Raw genomic sequence first — 17,423 nt, forward strand, 5'->3', positions numbered from 1 at the left:
TTACCAATGTAATCCTCTTAATTGGCTGTTGGAACACTCACTCTAATTCAGTACAAAACAGATTGAGTTCTGCGGTATGTGCTGTTAGTTTAAAAAACATGAAAATACACGTTCGCCCTTCATTAACAACCTTCTCTTGGTGGCGCTCTAAATAGAGCGGCGCGGAATACTTACATTCTTAAGCTGCTGGATGGTAGCTAAGAGTGTTTGATCTTTTTTATCTCCAGTAGCGATCTATTAAATACTTGGAGACAAATATGAATACCCATAAAAATACATCTCAGCGTGAAATTATACTTACCGGAGATCGAGCAGCAGGTCCATTACACCTCGGGCACTATATTGGTTCATTGCAACAACGAGTCAAATTGCAAACGGAGCACGAGCAAACGATCTTGGTTGCGGACATGCAAGGGCTGACGGATAACGCGCATAACCCATCAAAGGTATCCTCTAATATTCTCAATGTCGTTGCAGATTATTTGGCTGTTGGTATCAACCCCACTCAAACTACGATCACGTTGCAGTCTCAAATTCCAGCGTTAGCCGAGTTGACAATGTATTACAGTAATCTTGTTTCTATCGCACGATTAGAGCGAAACCCTACGGTTAAAAATGAGATTCAGAGTAAAGGTTTTGAACGCTCTATTCCCGCAGGCTTTTTAACGTATCCAATTTCTCAAGCTGCTGATATTACGGGGTTTCATGCGACGCTAGTACCAGTGGGTGATGACCAACTGCCGATGTTAGAGCAAACTAATGAAATCGTGAGAAAAATAAACCATCTGGGTGGAAAAGAGGTTCTTAGAGAATGCCGTCCATTACTTAGCGATGCACCTCGTTTGCCGAGTACTGACGGTAAAAATAAGATGTCTAAAAGCATGGGGAACGCAATCAACTTAGGGGCCTCCGAAAAGGAGATTTCCGCGGCAGTGAAATCTATGTATACCGATCCCAATCATCTGAAAATTGAGGACCCTGGCCAAGTCGAAGGGAATATTGTATTCATCTACCTCGATGCTTTTCATCCTGATAAAAATTATGTCGAACAGCTAAAAGACCATTATCGACGAGGTGGGTTAGGTGATGGTTTGACCAAGAAAGTGTTAGAAGAATGCTTACAAGAGATGCTTCGCCCTATTCGAGAAAAGCGCGCTATGTATTTGAATGATAAAGCGCAGCTGATTGATATTTTAAAACAAGGTAGTGAGCGTTCTCGCGAGAAAACCGAAAAAGTGCTATTTGATGTGAAAGATGTATTTGGTTTAAATTTGTTCTGAATTAAAAGTAGAGAGTTGAACATAAGGCACGACGGCTGGTTAGCAACGTGCCTTTTTAAGTTCCCAGTCAGTCAAAGCGCATTGTTAAGAAGAAAAAAATTCACGACGAAAATCGGCGACTTCTTGTTGGTAATAGCTTTGCCATTCCGGTTCTGACAAATTTGAATGGCTAGAAGCTCTTTGCGTTCTTAGCTTGGACTCAAGTTGTTGTAATGCTTGTTGGTAATCTTTGACTCGTTTTTTTTGCTCTGTAATTTGCTGCTGACGAGCATGAATGTTTTTACTTTCTTCTTTCGTTAAGTAAGTTCGTTCTAGCTCTGCGATGATCGCCAAGCGATCTGGTAGGCTCATACTATTAGGAATCAGGGTGACCGCACGCTCATATTTTTCCTGGTCGCTTGTTAGCCCGATAGCACCTGCATGTTCTTGCCAGTCAATGGTGAGTTGCTCGAAAGCTCGCAAAAAGTTATCTGGGCTTTGAGTGTCCAGCTTTTGGGCTTCTAAGTTGAAATCGTACAGCGCGAACTCATCCGCAAAAACAACATCAGCCAATTCCCCCCAGATGCTTCTTGCTTCGCTCTTCAGCTGTGCAACACGCGACGCCAGTGATTGTTGCTCATCAAATAACAAATTTCCTACACTCTCTTTCCATTGGCTGCTGAGCTGAGGGTAGTTCGCCAAAAGCTGGAATCGAGCTGAAGATAAATGCGCCTCAAACAAGGCGACCTGCTCTTCACAACTACGGTTCAACATACACTCTTGCCAAAACGTCTCAAGTTCGGCGACAAGTTTCCTGCCTTTGAGTTGAGTTAATCGCTCAGTCGTTATTTGAACTGTGGAAGGGAGCTTAGCGGTTTGTGGTGAAGTATCTGTATCGGGCACGATGCTGCTTGTTTGTGGTGATGTACTGGAGACATTCTGATTTTTTGTCTTAGGGGAAGGAGAGGAAGCGAGCTCTTCTTTTTGAACATCGTGACTGAAAGTTAAAAATATCATGCCCGCCATAATGGCGGACATGATTATCAAAGCGATTTTCTTCATGGCTTGATTGTTGCGCTTACTGGGAAATGGTCAGAAAGGTTGTAGTGTTTCCATAAACTCTCTGCGGTTGTGCGCGGCACGTCTACACGGTTGTCATTGAATGATTTCACCCCGTATTCACTACTCACCATAACATAGTCAAGGTATTCCACGTTTTCGCCACCTGATAACGCTTCACCTGCGAAGTTATTGATACGGGGATCAAAGGTTGACTCCGTGTAACCAGAGTAGTGAGGCTCTATGGCACTTAAGTTAGCGATCATTTGTTGGTAGTCACCAGGGAACTTTCTTTTGTTTACGTTAAAGTCGCCGCTGTATACCACAGTTTCGCTCGAAGGAATGTCAAGAGATTGGGCGAGTGTGCGGATTTGTTTGAACTGGCGCTGACGATACTCACGGGCGGTGTCTGTATCGAAAGATGCGGTATGGGTAGCAAACACATGGTAAGCCTGACCACCTTTAATTATTTCCGCATAATTTACGCCTTTATCGGCAAAGCAGTCTGTACCAGAGCAATCGGGAAAGACATATTGCGCTTCGTTCACTATAGGGTAGCGACTAACTATGATTACGCCACCATCATGAATATTAACGCCTTCTTTATTTAACATCTTTGTTTGGTAAGGATATTCCTTGGCTAACTCACGTAAGAATGCTTCACGGCCGCTGGCAAACACCTCTTGCAGCGCCAAAACATCGTAACCTTTTACATGTTGAGGAATCAGTTCGTAACGATCTCCAATGTGCGATGCAATAGCCGTCAACGCCCAGATGTTATAAGTCATCAACTTAAGGTTTTGTTCTTCGTTGTCGACAGACTCCGCTACCTTGCTTGGCGTGATGGTGTAGTAAAGATCATCATATCGAGCGGTACTGTCTGACTTAAATGCCAGTTCGGTTTCTCTCGTACCAAAAGCGTTAGTGTTGGCACGATGAATGTTACGATCATCTTTGAGAGATAACTCGACATCGGCTGCGGATAAGCCGTATTCAATGGTCGAATTGTACCAATGGCCTTCCATTATTTGATTGAGTGTTATGCTTTCACCTTCGGGGCTAGAAACCACAGTTTCAAAACGGTAAGTTTGATTTGATTTCACGCCCTCCCAGCGGTTGAAGCTTAATACAGATTTAGTTTCCCACGGACCAAGTACCTGCACATGTTGTTGCCACTCGTCTCCGTATTGAAGCAAATCACTACCTTCATGTTTTACTTGAATAGTTAACGGTTGATCAGAGTTATTCGTTAGGTAAACGTCGGTATCTGCAATGCTAGGTAACGCTATCAAGCTACTTAATAAAAGGCTCCACTGCGAAAATTTCATCTTATTTTTCCATCATTTGAACTAGAGTAATCATTCTTGTTTATAAATGTTACTTGCACGTTAAATATGGATGACATCTAAGCCAGTGTTGAAAATTGTTATCAGAATGTGATCTTTATTCAATGGTGAGGGTGGAGGTATTGAGTGTGTTGCCGTTGAAGCGGTGGAAAATAATACCAACAGTCAACGAATTGCATTCACTGCAATCAAGCTGTCATCTTTGCTCTATAAGTTGTGCGGCGTCATTCATCTAGCCATATGGCTAGAACTCAAATTGATAGATGGAGCACCATGGCTAGAGCAGTAAATCCAACCGATGAAACCATCATTAAATTGTTACAAGAGCAAGGTCTGATTAGAAGTGAAGCAGAAGCGCGTTTAAAGAAAGAGGTGTACCGCTTGCAGCCTAATGAGATAGCAAAAGTAAAAAATTATGCCCAGCATTTTGGGATAAATGCGAAAGAAAAGCTCATCGATGAGATCTTGGATCTGCGCCGAGAAGCGCTCATGAAAAGATGTAGACACAATACGGAGCATGCGAGCCTATCTCTAAAATAGCACGTGATAAAACTATCAATTACTGGTCAAGATTTGATCTCTCAAGCCGATGTATATAAGAGCGTTCAATGATATCGAGCGCAAAAAACAGTGTGTTTTAGAGGTTAAGCTTTCACTTAAGTGAGAGGTTTGGAAAGGCTGCGGGGAGAAAGTGCATGCGTATTAAAGACTTAAGTGTCGTAAAGAAAATATCGGTTAGTTATTTAACCGTTTTTGCCGTGTTTGGTTTAGTGTCAGTAATGTTGGTGCAAGGTTTGTTAACACTGAATAAAGACATCTCAGTGTTAACAGATAAAAGTTTACCTTCTGTTGCGATTTTGAAAGGTATCCAAGTTGATATTACTAAAGTGCGTAAAGATGAGTTCTCTTTATTGCCAAACGCAAATCACCCCAAAATTGGTGAGTGGTTAAAAGGCCTCGACCAATGGCGTTCTGATGTGCAGGCTGGTATTGCAGAATACGAAAAGCTCGACCTTAATAAGCGTGAAACGCAGTCCTTTAGCGTTTTTAAAGAAACTTGGAATCAATACATCAAAGAAACGAAGACTTACAACGTATTGCTAAGCCAAGGCGATGCTGAAAGTGCAAATGATGTAATTTTATCAAGTTTCGATACCTACTCAAAAGCGTTGAGCAGCTTGGATGATACCCTCGCGTTGAACGATGAGTTGGTGAATTTGATTGGTGAAGAAGTACAAAGTGAAGCGGCATTTACACAATACAGCGCTGCTGTTGGTGCGCTTGTCGTCGCATTGGTCATGGTAATGTCTGCCATGTTGCTTTCTCGAGTCATCTGCGGGCCTGTTGATCGAGCATTGGAATTCGCTTCCAAAATCGCCAAGGGTCAATTGAATAATCAAATCGACGAAAGCGAATTGAGCAAAGACGAGTTAGGAACGCTGCTCAAAGAGCTTGTCGGTATGCAAACAAACTTACATTCGCTGGTTTCTGAGATTAATGACTCAACGATTCAGCTAACGGCAGCAGTAGAGGAAGTGAGTGCTATTTCTTCTCAGACCGCCTCTGGTATGCAAAATCAACAAATTGAACTTAGCTCGGTGGCTTCTGCGATGACAGAAATGCAAGCTGCTGTAAGTGAAGTGGCACAAAATACCGAAGTTGGCGCAACCTCTGCTTATTCGGCTGCGGAAGTGGCAAAGCAAGGAACGGCGACGTTAAAACAAACTATCGCAGTAATTGAGCGTGTATCACATACGATCCAAGAGTCAGATGAACTGGCACGTGAGCTTGAATCGAGCTCAAACAATATCAATGTGGTCGTCGATGTGATCCGCGGGATTGCGGAGCAAACAAACTTGTTAGCACTGAACGCCGCAATTGAAGCCGCTCGGGCAGGTGAACAAGGACGTGGGTTTGCTGTTGTGGCAGATGAGGTTCGTTCTCTGGCGCAACGCACTCAAGACTCCACTTCACAAATTGTGGAAATTGTTAATCAACTACAAGAGAGCAGCAGTAAAATAGGGCATTCAAGCCGTGATTGTCAGGAGGGTATTTCTCAGTGTGTTGAGCAAGTTAATGACGCTGATAGCCAGATAAAAGAAATTGAACATTCTGTCGATAACATAGCGCAAATGAGCACACAAATCGCAACGGCGTGCAGTGAGCAGAATTCTGTATCCGAAGAGCTGAATCGCAGTGTGGAGCATATTAATAGTGCTTCAACAGAGATGGCTGAGGGAGCTTCACAAACGGCTGTGGCTTGTCAGCAGATCAGTAGCCTAGCGCACAACTTGAAAACTCGAATGGGTTCATTCCAGCTCTAGTTGTTGTGTTTCAGCTTTATTCCTAACCTCATTGCTACAATAAATAAGCCGGACGAAATGTCCGGCTTATTTATTCTCTGTCTATATAAGTTCAGAGTATGCTCAACCTTGGGAGAATATGCTCGCTAGGCTGGAATACCACTGTGAAACTTAAAATCTGTATCTGGCGTAGAAATTAAATCTGCCTCTATACGTCCAAAGTAGGCGATGCGCTCGCTGATATCTTTGCCTGCGATTTGCTCCGCTAATACAAGATAATCCTGGTAATGGCGTGCTTCTGAACGTAATAAAGAAATGTAGAACTTTGCGATATCGTCATCCATATGTGGTGCTAGTTTGGCAAAACGCTCACAAGATCGGGCTTCGATGTACGCACCAATGATGAGTTTATCGATCAGCGTTTCCGGCTCATGAGTCTTCATATGCGAAATCAGTCCTTTAGCATAGCGACTTGCTGGAATATTTTTATACTCAATTCCACGACTTTCCATGATCTCTAAAACTTGATAAAAGTGGTGTAACTCCTCTTTTATCAAAAGCACCATCTTATCGATCAAATCTTGGCTGTATGGTGAGTCGGACTTAGCCATGATTGACTTAGAAATATTGCTCTTGCCTTTTAAAGTTTCCAATGAGCCTACGTTACGGTAAGCAAAATCTTCGTAGGGCTTAAACCAGTCAAGTAGAGCATGTGAACTGGATTGGTCAACGGCATACTTACGAATTAAAAACATGGCAGATTGGCCAGCTTTTAGTTCGCACAGTAGGTGGTCTAACAAAATGGTTTGAAGGTTCTCTGGTTTCTTTGCTTCCTCTACCCATTCATCAGGTGTACTGCATTGCAGAAATTGGTTAATGGGAGCAAGAAGATCTTGATAGGCGTCTAGATTCATCATTTTAGTTTTAGTACTTCACATTTTTATTGGGCATATCCGTTGTCTTGCGGATAGAAAAAAGGCTGCAATTGCAGCCTTTTTTGACCTGAAGTGAATGTTACCACTTTTTCTTCTCGCCGAAGAGTGCTTCCATGTCATTGTCACGCTCTTTGTCAGCAATCTGCTGCATTTCGGCATCGCTTTTATCTTGGCGCTTTTTATCTAAGTCACCTAACATCTCTTCAAGCTTTTGTTTCGCTTGAATAGAATAAGGATCGCTCTTAGTGCTCAAAGCATCGATACCTTTACGCAGCAGTTGAAGCGCGGTGCCTGGTTGGCCACGAGCGATAGAGTCGTTTGCTCTTTTGATGACATTTTCAATGTTGATGCGAATTTGCATCGTTTCCAAGCGCGCATTTTCTGTGACGTAAGTCTGGGTATCCAATCGGCCTTTGTTGTGCTCGTTACGGATAGTGTCGCGAAGTCGTTTGACCAGCTTAAGCATGACGATAGCTTGTTTATCACTACTCGGCATCTTGAAAGTGGTACTCTCGCCAGTAGGGCCATTCTCTTTTAGCTGCGTAATCTGCTGCTTCATATTTTCGATACGTTGAGCAAGTTGCTTGTTCTTCGGGTCCAGCTCATGCATGCTCTCTAGCGCGTCAAGAATACGATTGTTTAGACACAGCAACAGCTCTTTACTAAAAGGGATATGGTGCGCATGACCAATCAACTCTTCAGTACCATCTATCAAGGCTACATATCGCGCTGATTCCTGCCTTTTTGCGGTTTCAACTTTAACCTTATATTGCAACATAATGTTATAGCCTAGGATTAACACCAGTAGGATGGCTACCAAAGCGATTATTAAACCAATATTCATATCTTTGCGTCTGCTTTACTTTTCTGCGGCTAGCGTTAAAGAATACATGAATCTTATCTTACTCGGCACCTTATTTGTTTGATTATTTTGTCTCTCCCACGTTTTAGTTACTGATAGAAGTCACATCATAGAACTTCGGTCATTTATTGGCTCAACTTTGTGCATATTGTTTCTTGCTTGAAGATTATTAGTATGTGATTGAGGTATAAGTTAGAAATTGCTGTTCATTTCGATTTGAACGCGTTATAACTAATTATTATATCGCTCGCTTGAGTGGCCAATAAACTCTCTCATGAATAAGTAAGGGATTACGATGAAACTGCAGCAGCTGAAGTATATTGTTGAGGTTGTAAACCATAATCTGAATGTATCTGCAACGGCGGAAAGCTTATATACCTCTCAGCCAGGTATTAGTAAACAGGTTCGGTTGCTGGAAGACGAGTTAGGCATTCAGATTTTTGAACGTAGCGGTAAGCACTTAACGCAAGTGACGCCAGCTGGAGAAGAAATTGTACGTATCTCTCAAGAAATTCTCGCTCGTGTAGAAAGTATCAAAGCGGTGGCTGGAGAGCACACCCATCCAGAAATGGGGACGCTGAATATCACCACGACACATACGCAGGCTCGTTATGCACTGCCAGATGTCATCAAAGGTTTTACTTCTCGTTATCCAAAAGTGTCGTTACACATGCACCAAGGTACACCGTCACAAATGTCTGAGGCGATAGCTAAAGGCACAGCGAATTTTGCGATTGCGACAGAAGCGCTGCACTTATATCAAGATGCCATCATGTTGCCTTGTTATCACTGGAATCGTTCAATAGTTGTGCCTAAAGACCACCCACTAGCGAAGAAAGACAAAGTAACGATCAGTGATCTTGCCGCTTACCCATTAGTCACTTACGTGTTCGGTTTTACTGGCCGTTCAGAGCTGGATACAGCATTCAACCGCGAAGGTTTAACCCCGCGAGTGGTGTTCACGGCAACTGATGCAGACGTCATTAAAACTTACGTTCGTATGGGTATCGGTGTGGGTGTGATTGCAAGCATGGCAGTGGATGAAGAGCAGGACGGTGACTTGGTTGCAATAGATGCGAGCCATTTGTTTGGCGCGAGCACCACGAGCATCGGCTTCCGCCGTGGTACATTCTTACGCTCTTACATGTTCGATTTTATGGAGCGTTTTGCACCGCACTTAACGCGTCCAGTGGTTGAGCAGGCGATCTCGCTTAAATCAAACACCGAAATTGAAGAGATGTTTAAAGACATCGAGCTTCCGGTCAGATAACACTTCATTGATGTTTCGATTCCCTCTACAATGCGCTCGTTGTAGGGGGAGCTATGAAAACGCAATTTCAATTTATTAATGACTGCTTAATCGAAAACCAATCTTTGTGGCGATTCGAGCCTTTTAAAAGCAGCATTCACGCATCATTACCTTGGCAAGAGCAACATCCTCAGTTGTGCCAGTGGTTAGCGTCTCTCTCTCCCTCTCAGATTGAAGAATACAAAGCGGAACCGGAACTCGCGTTAAAAGCACTTAGTCCATTCTTGCCTGAACTTGAACAACTTTCAGAACTCACTGGCTTAGAACCGCTAGCTTTAAAAGGCTTGGAACTCGTTCGTGGTTTAGATAACGGCATTCCCGGTCGTAAGTTAGAGCAAATTAGTTCTATGGGTGAAGCGGCGATTCAGCTTCATCATGGTGACGAATGGTTAGAGTGGTGCTCAGGCAAAGGTTATTTGGGGCGAATTCTGACCACACAGACAGAGCAGCCTGTCACCAGTTTTGAGTACCAACAAGCACTGTGCGATTCGGGGCAACAAGCAGCCAATGAACATCATTGGAAGATGAGGTTTATTCAAGGTGACGCGTTCGATAGCAAAGCGAAAGCTGTGTTCAAGCCAACTCAACACGCAGTTGCGCTCCATGCCTGTGGTGATCTTCATGTTCGCCTGATGCAGTACGGCAGTGAAAAAGGTGTTGCCGCGATGACAATCTCACCTTGCTGTTACCATTTGATTCAGTCTGAGCAATATCAGCCGATGTCGGTGCAGGGTAGGGCTTCTTCTCTCTCATTGTCTAAGCAAGAACTGCGTATTCCGCTGCAGCAAACCGTCACTGGTGGTGAACGCGTACGACGCCATCGTCAGCAGGAAATGGTGTTCCGTCTTGGGTTTGATTTGATCACGCGACAAGTTTTGGGGATGGCAGAGTATCAGCCTGTGCCGAGTATCCGTAAGTCGCAATTGAGTGATGGTTTTGAATCGTTATGTCGCTGGGCAGCGGAGCAGAAGGGGATCGCTCTTTCGCAAGAAATCGACTTCGATCATTTTGAAAAGTTAAGCGAACAACGCTTTTGGCAAATGGAGCGTTTGAGTCTGGTTCAATTAGTATTTCAACGACCGTTGGAAATTTGGCTTGCTTTAGACAAAGCACTTTATCTTGAAGAACGTGGTTATCGTGTTAGATTGGCAGAGTTTTGCGCTAAATCAGTCACACCTCGAAACATTTTAATTTGCGCTTATAAGATTTAGATCTGTTTTATAATTAAATGCTCTATGCAAAAAAGCCCACTTTAGAGTGGGCTTTTGTAAACAAAACGTGACAATTTATGCGTTAATTTGTCATTAGTTGAACATTGCGATTGCTTGCGCTGGTTCAACATATTCTAGGTCAAAGCTCTCAGCAACTTCTTTGCAAGTCACTTTGCCGTGGATAACGTTTAGACCTTCAAGGAAGCCATTGTCTTCTAGAAGCGCTTCACGGTAGCCTTTGTTTGCAAGCTTCACAATGTATGGAAGCGTTGCGTTGTTCAGTGCAAATGTTGAAGTGCGAGCAACAGCGCCAGGCATGTTTGCAACACAGTAGTGAACCACTTCGTCAACGATGTATGTTGGTTCTGCGTGCGTTGTCGCGTGTGAAGTTTCGAAACAACCGCCTTGGTCAATTGCCACGTCAACCACTGCTGCACCAGGCTTCATCTTAGCAATGTGCTCTTTAGTGACCAGTTTAGGTGCTGCTGCGCCAGGAATTAGAACGGCACCGATAACAAGGTCCGCTTCTAGAACATGCTTCTCGATAGCGTCTTCAGTAGAATAAACCACTTTTGCGCGACCTTGGAATTCTTCGTCAAGCTTACGAAGTGTGTCTACGTTACGGTCTAGAATAGTGACGTCAGCGCGAAGGCCAACCGCCATACGAGCAGCGTTTGCACCAACAACGCCACCACCAACGATAACGACTTTTGCAGGTTCAACACCAGGTACGCCGCCTAGGAGTAGACCACGACCGCCGTGCGATTTTTCCAACGTTTGCGCGCCAGCTTGGATAGACATCCGACCTGCCACTTCTGACATTGGTGCTAACAGTGGCAAACGACCCATATTATCTGTTACAGTCTCATAGGCTATACAGACAGCTTTGCTCTTGATTAGCTCATCAGTTTGTGGAAAATCTGGTGCTAGGTGTAAATAAGTAAATAAAATTTGCCCTTCGCGGAGCATTGCTCTCTCTACTGCTTGGGGTTCTTTTACTTTTACAATCATGTCTGCTTGCGCAAATACGTCAGCAGCATGAGGGAGAATGGATGCGCCGACAGCGATGTAATCATCGTCTGAAAAACCAATGCCGGCACCTGCATTGGTCTCAACTAAAACTTGGTGACCATGTGAGATGAGTTCTCTCACGCTAGCTGGGATCATACCAACACGATATTCGTGATTCTTGATTTCCTTAGGTACGCCAATGATCATCCTGTATCCTCTTTCTATAATGGTTGTATTAACTGTTAGTAGGGTGTTATTGTCGAATTAATAACTAGTATAGTTATAGATTTGTAAAATTTGGCACCAAATATTAAAAAGTTGTAGTATATTTTTTTGCAAGGAAGTAATAAGGTGGAATAAAAAATGGCAGACAACTATAAAAAGCCGTCCAAGGAACTAGACCGTATCGACCGCAACATTCTTAATGAGCTGCAGAAAGACGGTCGTATTTCAAACGTTGAGCTTTCAAAACGTGTGGGACTTTCTCCAACGCCATGTTTGGAGCGTGTACGTCGCTTAGAGCGTCAGGGTTATATCACAGGGTATACTGCATTATTGAATCCGCAGTTCCTGGATGCATCACTATTAGTATTCGTTGAGATTACGCTAAACCGTGGTGCGCCGGATGTGTTTGAGCAGTTTAACTCAGCTGTTCAAAAGCTAGACGACATACAAGAGTGTCATCTTGTTTCAGGTGACTTTGACTATCTTCTTAAAACCCGTGTATCAGATATGGGGGCTTACCGCCGACTATTGGGCGATACGTTACTACGTCTACCTGGCGTAAATGACACTCGCACATACGTTGTTATGGAAGAAGTGAAACAATCTAACCAGCTTGTGATCAAAACTCGTTAATTTCTTGCAAAGAAAGCGGTATATGCTTCCGCTTTCGCCAGAGAGTAATTGGGTTTTTCTCCTTGATATGGTTAAATCAATTTACCGAGCGGCTTGATGCCGCTCGGAATGTTTTGCAATTTCCTATTTCATTTCCATATTCAAGTTGATTTATGTTCAAAGAGAACGCAAAGAAAGTCGAAACCATTATCAAAACCAGTGAAGAGCCCCAGTCTTCACGCTTAAATGGCTTCCAACGCTTAAAAGAGTGCTGCTTTATCGTTGGCGTTCTTAGCTCGGTATTGCTTGCGGTTGCACTATTTACCTTCAGTCCGGCCGATCCTTCTTGGTCCCAAACCGCATGGGGAGGGGATATCGATAATGCTGGTGGCCTTTTCGGCGCTTGGCTAGCCGATACTCTATTCTTCACATTTGGCTCTCTCGCTTACCCAATCCCTTTCTTGCTAGCGGCGGCTGCATGGGTGATTTGCCGTAAACGAGGAGAAGATGAGCCAATTGATTTCATGCTATGGGGTACAAGGCTGCTCGGTCTGGTCGTCCTTATTATGACCAGTTGCGGTCTTGCCGATATTAATTTTGATGACATTTGGTATTTTTCATCCGGAGGTGTGGTCGGGGATGTGTTGTCTAGCCTCGCTTTACCTACATTGAATGTACTCGGTACCACATTGGTATTGCTGTTCTTGTGGGGAGCGGGCTTTACGCTCTTCACTGGCATCTCATGGCTTAACATCGTGGAATGGCTTGGTGATCGTGCGTTAGCACTAATTGCCGCGCTTGCAAATAAGGCAAGAGGTTCAGAGCAGGAAGTTTTAGAACCTCAGCTTGATGAGTTTGTAGAAGACAAAGTCTCTACGCCTAAACATAATGTAGACCATGAAATTGATGATGAGCCGCTTCCTCATTTAACGGCGTACGATGTCGATGAACCGAAAGAGCCGGCGCCAGCGCATGAGTATCCTATTTATATGCCGCAAGCGAAACCTGATAAGCCTGCGGAACAGGCGATGGTAGAACCGACGCCACCACAACGCAAGGCTACGGTTAATGCTGCGCCAGTTTATTCTGAACCTGAGCCTCAAATACAACCTATCCATACGGTTAACACTGATAACGTTGATCCGCTCTTGGAACGCACCAAGCAACTGAATGTTACGATAGAAGAGCTTGAAGCAGCGGCGCAACAAGCAGATGACTGGGGAACTGAAGAACAGGCTGCCCCATCATTTGCAGACACTTATTCTTCCTATGTCGAGCAACATACAGCTACAGAAGAACCGATCAGTGTTGAACCAGATTATGCGGAGTACGAACAATTTGAAGCAGAGCAAGTACAGCAGCCAAGTATTGAGCATCCTGTACATGAAGAGCCTGCAATTGATTCTGCTGTATTAGATAGCATCACGGCGCAAACGGAATCGAGCCAACATATTGAGCCTACGATCTCTGACTTTGATGTGTTAGATGATGAAGACGAAGTGGAGTCTCAGCCTGCGCAGCAAGTACAGCCAACAACGCCTCATCAGCAAGTTGCAACACCTTCAACAACATTTGAACCTGCACCTCAAAAAGTGGAGGTAGAAGAGGTCCAAGACAACGACCAAGACGTTACCGCATTCCAAGATATGGTTTCCAATGCGCAAGCCAAAGTCGCTGCAACACAGAACCCATTTTTGGTACAGAAAGAAGAAAACTTGCCAGTTCCGGAAGAGCCACTCCCAACGCTCGAGTTGCTTTATCATCCAGAAAAACGTGAAAACTTTATCGACCGTGATGCGTTAGAGCAGGTCGCTCGATTGGTAGAGAGCAAACTCGCTGACTACAAAATCAAAGCCGATGTGGTTGGTATTTATCCTGGTCCAGTGATCACTCGTTTTGAGCTTGATTTGGCGCCGGGGGTGAAAGTAAGTCGTATTTCTGGTCTTTCAACTGACTTAGCGCGTGCATTGTCTGCGATGGCGGTACGTGTCGTGGAAGTAATCCCTGGCAAGCCTTACATCGGTTTGGAACTGCCAAACATGAGTCGTCAGACGGTCTATTTATCTGATGTCATCAGTAGCCCTCAGTTTGAGCAAGCAACGTCACCAACAACGGTTGTGTTAGGTCAAGACATTGCGGGCGAAGCTGTGGTGGCAGATCTTGCGAAGATGCCTCACGTGTTAGTAGCAGGTACAACAGGTTCTGGTAAGTCGGTGGGTGTGAACGTGATGATTTTGAGCATGCTGTATAAAGCAGGTCCAGAAGATGTACGCTTCATCATGATTGACCCGAAAATGCTAGAGCTTTCTATTTATGAAGGTATCCCTCATCTTCTTTCTGAAGTTGTGACTGATATGAAAGACGCATCAAACGCTCTACGTTGGTGTGTGGGCGAGATGGAACGTCGTTACAAATTGATGTCGGCATTAGGTGTACGTAATGTGAAGGGCTTCAACGAAAAATTGAAGATGGCAGCAGAAGCTGGCCACCCAATCCATGACCCGTTCTGGCAAGAAGGCGACAGCATGGATACTGAACCGCCATTGCTAGAAAAGCTGCCTTACATCGTCGTTGTTGTTGACGAATTTGCTGACCTGATGATGGTGGTAGGTAAGAAAGTTGAAGAACTGATTGCTCGCTTGGCGCAAAAAGCGCGTGCGGCAGGTATTCACTTAATTCTTGCGACTCAGCGTCCATCGGTTGACGTTATTACCGGTCTAATTAAAGCGAACATTCCAACTCGTGTTGCGTTTACGGTATCGACTAAAACGGACTCTCGTACAATCCTAGATCAAGGCGGCGCAGAATCACTACTTGGTATGGGTGATATGTTGTATCTACCGCCGGGATCAAGTCATACAACTCGTGTTCACGGTGCATTTGCATCAGATGATGATGTTCATGCTGTTGTAAACAACTGGAAAGCGCGTGGTAAACCGAACTACATTGAAGAGATCATCAGTGGAGATCAAACTCCAGAAAGTCTATTGCCAGGTGAGCAAATGGAAGCGGATGAAGATGTAGACCCGCTCTTCGATCAAGTTGTTGAGCACGTGGTTCAATCACGTCGAGGTTCGGTTTCCGGTGTTCAGCGCCGATTTAAGATAGGTTACAACCGTGCCGCCCGTATTGTAGAGCAGCTTGAAGCGCAGGGCATCGTAAGTGCTCCGGGTCATAACGGTAACCGTGAAGTACTGGCACCTGCGCCACCAAAAGATTAATGAACTTGTGTTACTCACCTCAGTCCAACTGAGGTGAGTGGTTCTAATAATAGGTATCTGAATGAAAAAACTATTTTCAGCGAAACTTTTCTCTGCGCTTGTTTTAAGCTTTTCCCTCTTTTCTACTGCACACGCAGCATCTCCTAAAGATGAATTAAACAAACGCCTTTCTATGAATGATGGCTTTAGTGCGGATTTCTCTCAGCAGGTTATCAGCCCTGAAGGCGAAACGGTTATGGAAGGAGAAGGTACGGTTGAAATCGCTCGCCCAAGCCTGTTCCGTTGGAGTACAACATTCCCTGATGAGAACCTATTGGTCTCTGACGGTAAGACATTGTGGTACTACAGCCCATTCATCGAGCAAGTGAGCATCTACTGGCAAGAGCAAGCAACAGAGCAAACGCCATTTGTTTTGCTAACGCGTAACCGAGCAAGTGATTGGAATAACTACAAAATATCTCAAAAAGGTGACCAGTTCACTCTCATTCCTACCGCAGTAGACTCCACACAAGGTCAATTCCAGATTAATATTGATGCCAAAGGTGTCGTGAAAGGCTTCAACGTGGTTGAGCAAGACGGTCAAAAAGGTTTGTTCACCTTTAACAACGTGAAGCTGGGTAAACCAAAAGCAGACAGATTCACATTCACAATTCCAAAAGGTGTGGATGTGGATGACCAAAGGAATTAATTGGTAGTGAGTAATTACACATTAGATTTCTCGGGGGACGAAGATTTTCGTCCCCTTGCTGCTCGTATGAGACCGGAAACAATCGAGCAATACATTGGACAGCAGCACATTTTAGGCCCTGGTAAGCCACTGCGCCGTGCGCTAGAGGCGGGTCACATTCACTCTATGATCCTTTGGGGACCACCAGGCACAGGCAAAACGACATTAGCGGAAGTGGCTGCAAACTACGCCAATGCTGAAGTAGAGCGTGTGTCTGCCGTAACGTCTGGTGTGAAAGAAATCCGTGCTGCAATCGAGAAAGCACGTGAGAACAAAATGGCGGGTCGCCGCACCATCTTATTTGTGGATGAGGTGCATCGCTTCAACAAATCTCAACAAGACGCGTTTTTACCGCATATCGAAGATGGCACGGTTACCTTTATTGGTGCGACGACAGAAAACCCATCGTTTGAGTTAAACAACGCATTGCTGTCACGTGCACGTGTCTACAAGCTAACGTCTCTCGATAAAGATGAAATCTCACTGGCGCTGAATCAAGCGATCAGTGACAAAGAGCGTGGCTTGGGCAATACACCCGCACATTTCGCTGATAACGTATTAGACCGCCTAGCAGAACTGGTCAACGGTGATGCTCGCATGTCTCTCAATTATCTTGAGCTGCTCTACGACATGGCAGAAGACAATGCGCAAGGTGAAAAAGAGATCACGCTTAAGTTGCTGGCTGAAGTGGCAGGGGAGAAAGTCTCTCGCTTCGATAACAAAGGTGATATCTGGTATGACTTAATCTCTGCTGTCCACAAATCCATTCGTGGCTCTAACCCAGATGCGGCGCTTTACTGGGCTGCACGTATGATTGCTGCGGGTTGTGATCCTCTTTATATTGCCCGTCGATTACTTGCGATAGCATCGGAAGATGTCGGCAATGCGGACCCTAGAGCCATGCAAGTGGCACTCTCCGCGTGGGACTGTTTTACGCGCGTTGGTCCAGCAGAAGGTGAACGTGCGATTGCTCAAGCTATTGTTTATCTCGCGTGCGCTCCAAAGAGTAATGCCGTTTACGTTGCTTGGAAACAAGCGCTAACGGATGCTCATAACTTACCTGAATATGAAGTGCCGCATCACCTTCGAAATGCGCCAACCAGTTTGATGAAAGACATGGGTTTTGGGGCTGAATATCGTTATGCTCACGATGAGCCTGGTGCTTACGCAGCCGGTGAGCAATATTTGCCGCCTGAAATGGGCGATCGTAGGTACTATCAGCCGACAAATCGTGGTCTAGAGACCAAAATCGGCGAAAAGTTAGATTACTTGGCTACTTTAGACGCAAATAGCCCACAAAAGCGCTATGAAAAGTAGGCGTTTTTGGATACATTTGTTCAGTA

At 44.6% G+C, this 17,423-nt stretch carries 14 protein-coding genes; 9 read left to right on the top strand and 5 right to left on the bottom strand.

Annotated elements, in window-relative coordinates; translation table 11 throughout:
- Nucleotides 1–257 precede the first annotated feature (257 nt).
- Nucleotides 258–1,280, top strand: coding sequence for a tryptophan--tRNA ligase (gene trpS / locus R7Q39_RS03230; protein WP_318075773.1), 1,023 nt, complete (start codon nucleotides 258–260; stop codon nucleotides 1,278–1,280).
- 84 nt (nucleotides 1,281–1,364) lie between these two features.
- Here the strand turns inward: trpS and R7Q39_RS03235 are convergent, their stop codons facing one another.
- Together R7Q39_RS03235 and R7Q39_RS03240 are read right to left on the bottom strand one after the other, a co-directional pair.
- On the bottom strand, nucleotides 1,365–2,321 hold the full coding sequence (locus tag R7Q39_RS03235; protein ID WP_318075774.1) for an ATP-dependent dsDNA exonuclease: 957 nt from the start codon (nucleotides 2,319–2,321) through the stop codon (nucleotides 1,365–1,367).
- Complete coding sequence (locus tag R7Q39_RS03240) at nucleotides 2,318–3,646, bottom strand: sphingomyelin phosphodiesterase (protein WP_318075775.1); 1,329 nt, start codon at nucleotides 3,644–3,646, stop codon at nucleotides 2,318–2,320. The genes R7Q39_RS03235 and R7Q39_RS03240 overlap by 4 nt, the downstream gene beginning before the upstream one ends.
- 291 nt (nucleotides 3,647–3,937) lie before the next feature.
- On the opposite strand from R7Q39_RS03240, the gene R7Q39_RS03245 reads away from it, so the two are divergent.
- Both R7Q39_RS03245 and R7Q39_RS03250 read left to right on the top strand, forming a co-directional pair.
- Nucleotides 3,938–4,204 (top strand): hypothetical protein, encoded by a 267-nt coding sequence (locus R7Q39_RS03245; protein WP_017634954.1) that lies wholly within the window; start codon nucleotides 3,938–3,940, stop codon nucleotides 4,202–4,204.
- Nucleotides 4,205–4,359: 155 nt separating this feature from the next.
- Nucleotides 4,360–5,988: a methyl-accepting chemotaxis protein gene (locus R7Q39_RS03250; protein ID WP_238854766.1), complete on the top strand. Its 1,629-nt coding sequence runs from the start codon at nucleotides 4,360–4,362 to the stop codon at nucleotides 5,986–5,988.
- A 125-nt stretch (nucleotides 5,989–6,113) separates the two neighbouring features.
- Here the strand turns inward: R7Q39_RS03250 and miaE are convergent, their stop codons facing one another.
- Nucleotides 6,114–6,884, bottom strand: coding sequence for a tRNA isopentenyl-2-thiomethyl-A-37 hydroxylase MiaE (miaE, locus tag R7Q39_RS03255; protein WP_005388968.1), 771 nt, complete (start codon nucleotides 6,882–6,884; stop codon nucleotides 6,114–6,116).
- A 97-nt stretch (nucleotides 6,885–6,981) separates the two neighbouring features.
- Nucleotides 6,982–7,746 (bottom strand): hypothetical protein, encoded by a 765-nt coding sequence (locus R7Q39_RS03260; protein WP_005378247.1) that lies wholly within the window; start codon nucleotides 7,744–7,746, stop codon nucleotides 6,982–6,984.
- Nucleotides 7,747–8,059: 313 nt separating this feature from the next.
- Here R7Q39_RS03260 and cysB point away from each other — a divergent pair, with 313 nt between their 5' ends.
- Nucleotides 8,060–9,034, top strand: coding sequence for an HTH-type transcriptional regulator CysB (cysB, locus tag R7Q39_RS03265; RefSeq protein ID WP_085569604.1), 975 nt, complete (start codon nucleotides 8,060–8,062; stop codon nucleotides 9,032–9,034).
- A 53-nt stretch (nucleotides 9,035–9,087) separates the two neighbouring features.
- Nucleotides 9,088–10,284, top strand: a complete 1,197-nt coding sequence (locus R7Q39_RS03270) for a methyltransferase (RefSeq protein WP_238854765.1) — start codon at nucleotides 9,088–9,090, stop codon at nucleotides 10,282–10,284.
- Between the two features lie 93 nt (nucleotides 10,285–10,377).
- Here R7Q39_RS03270 and ald read toward each other — a convergent pair whose 3' ends face one another.
- Complete coding sequence (gene ald / locus R7Q39_RS03275; RefSeq protein WP_085569602.1) at nucleotides 10,378–11,502, bottom strand: alanine dehydrogenase; 1,125 nt, start codon at nucleotides 11,500–11,502, stop codon at nucleotides 10,378–10,380.
- A 156-nt stretch (nucleotides 11,503–11,658) separates the two neighbouring features.
- On the opposite strand from ald, the gene lrp reads away from it, so the two are divergent.
- From lrp to R7Q39_RS03295, 4 genes are all read left to right on the top strand, one after another.
- Nucleotides 11,659–12,153: a leucine-responsive transcriptional regulator Lrp gene (lrp, locus tag R7Q39_RS03280; protein WP_005378234.1), complete on the top strand. Its 495-nt coding sequence runs from the start codon at nucleotides 11,659–11,661 to the stop codon at nucleotides 12,151–12,153.
- Nucleotides 12,154–12,305: 152 nt separating this feature from the next.
- The gene (locus tag R7Q39_RS03285) at nucleotides 12,306–15,353 is read left to right on the top strand and encodes a DNA translocase FtsK 4TM domain-containing protein (protein WP_213905306.1); all 3,048 of its coding nucleotides are present in this window, start codon (nucleotides 12,306–12,308) and stop codon (nucleotides 15,351–15,353) included.
- Nucleotides 15,354–15,414: 61 nt separating this feature from the next.
- Entirely contained in the window at nucleotides 15,415–16,041 is a 627-nt protein-coding gene (lolA, locus tag R7Q39_RS03290) for an outer membrane lipoprotein chaperone LolA (protein WP_017634949.1), read from the top strand.
- Nucleotides 16,042–17,397: a replication-associated recombination protein A gene (locus tag R7Q39_RS03295; protein WP_025766891.1), complete on the top strand. Its 1,356-nt coding sequence runs from the start codon at nucleotides 16,042–16,044 to the stop codon at nucleotides 17,395–17,397. It begins immediately after the preceding gene.
- The last annotated feature ends 26 nt before the right edge of the window (nucleotides 17,398–17,423 follow it).

This window comes from Vibrio sp. 947, assembly GCF_033339115.1.
Classification (GTDB): domain Bacteria; phylum Pseudomonadota; class Gammaproteobacteria; order Enterobacterales; family Vibrionaceae; genus Vibrio; species Vibrio alginolyticus.

What these genes read in the sequence shown, in the direction of transcription:
- trpS (WP_318075773.1), top strand. Translation starts at nt 258, where the DNA reads ATGAATACCCATAAAAATACATCTCAGCGTGAAATTATACTTACCGGA.
- R7Q39_RS03235 (WP_318075774.1), bottom strand. Translation starts at nt 2,321, where the DNA reads ATGAAGAAAATCGCTTTGATAATCATGTCCGCCATTATGGCGGGCATG.
- R7Q39_RS03240 (WP_318075775.1), bottom strand. Translation starts at nt 3,646, where the DNA reads ATGAAATTTTCGCAGTGGAGCCTTTTATTAAGTAGCTTGATAGCGTTA.
- R7Q39_RS03245 (WP_017634954.1), top strand. Translation starts at nt 3,938, where the DNA reads ATGGCTAGAGCAGTAAATCCAACCGATGAAACCATCATTAAATTGTTA.
- R7Q39_RS03250 (WP_238854766.1), top strand. Translation starts at nt 4,360, where the DNA reads ATGCGTATTAAAGACTTAAGTGTCGTAAAGAAAATATCGGTTAGTTAT.
- miaE (WP_005388968.1), bottom strand. Translation starts at nt 6,884, where the DNA reads ATGATGAATCTAGACGCCTATCAAGATCTTCTTGCTCCCATTAACCAA.
- R7Q39_RS03260 (WP_005378247.1), bottom strand. Translation starts at nt 7,746, where the DNA reads ATGAATATTGGTTTAATAATCGCTTTGGTAGCCATCCTACTGGTGTTA.
- cysB (WP_085569604.1), top strand. Translation starts at nt 8,060, where the DNA reads ATGAAACTGCAGCAGCTGAAGTATATTGTTGAGGTTGTAAACCATAAT.
- R7Q39_RS03270 (WP_238854765.1), top strand. Translation starts at nt 9,088, where the DNA reads ATGAAAACGCAATTTCAATTTATTAATGACTGCTTAATCGAAAACCAA.
- ald (WP_085569602.1), bottom strand. Translation starts at nt 11,502, where the DNA reads ATGATCATTGGCGTACCTAAGGAAATCAAGAATCACGAATATCGTGTT.
- lrp (WP_005378234.1), top strand. Translation starts at nt 11,659, where the DNA reads ATGGCAGACAACTATAAAAAGCCGTCCAAGGAACTAGACCGTATCGAC.
- R7Q39_RS03285 (WP_213905306.1), top strand. Translation starts at nt 12,306, where the DNA reads ATGTTCAAAGAGAACGCAAAGAAAGTCGAAACCATTATCAAAACCAGT.
- lolA (WP_017634949.1), top strand. Translation starts at nt 15,415, where the DNA reads ATGAAAAAACTATTTTCAGCGAAACTTTTCTCTGCGCTTGTTTTAAGC.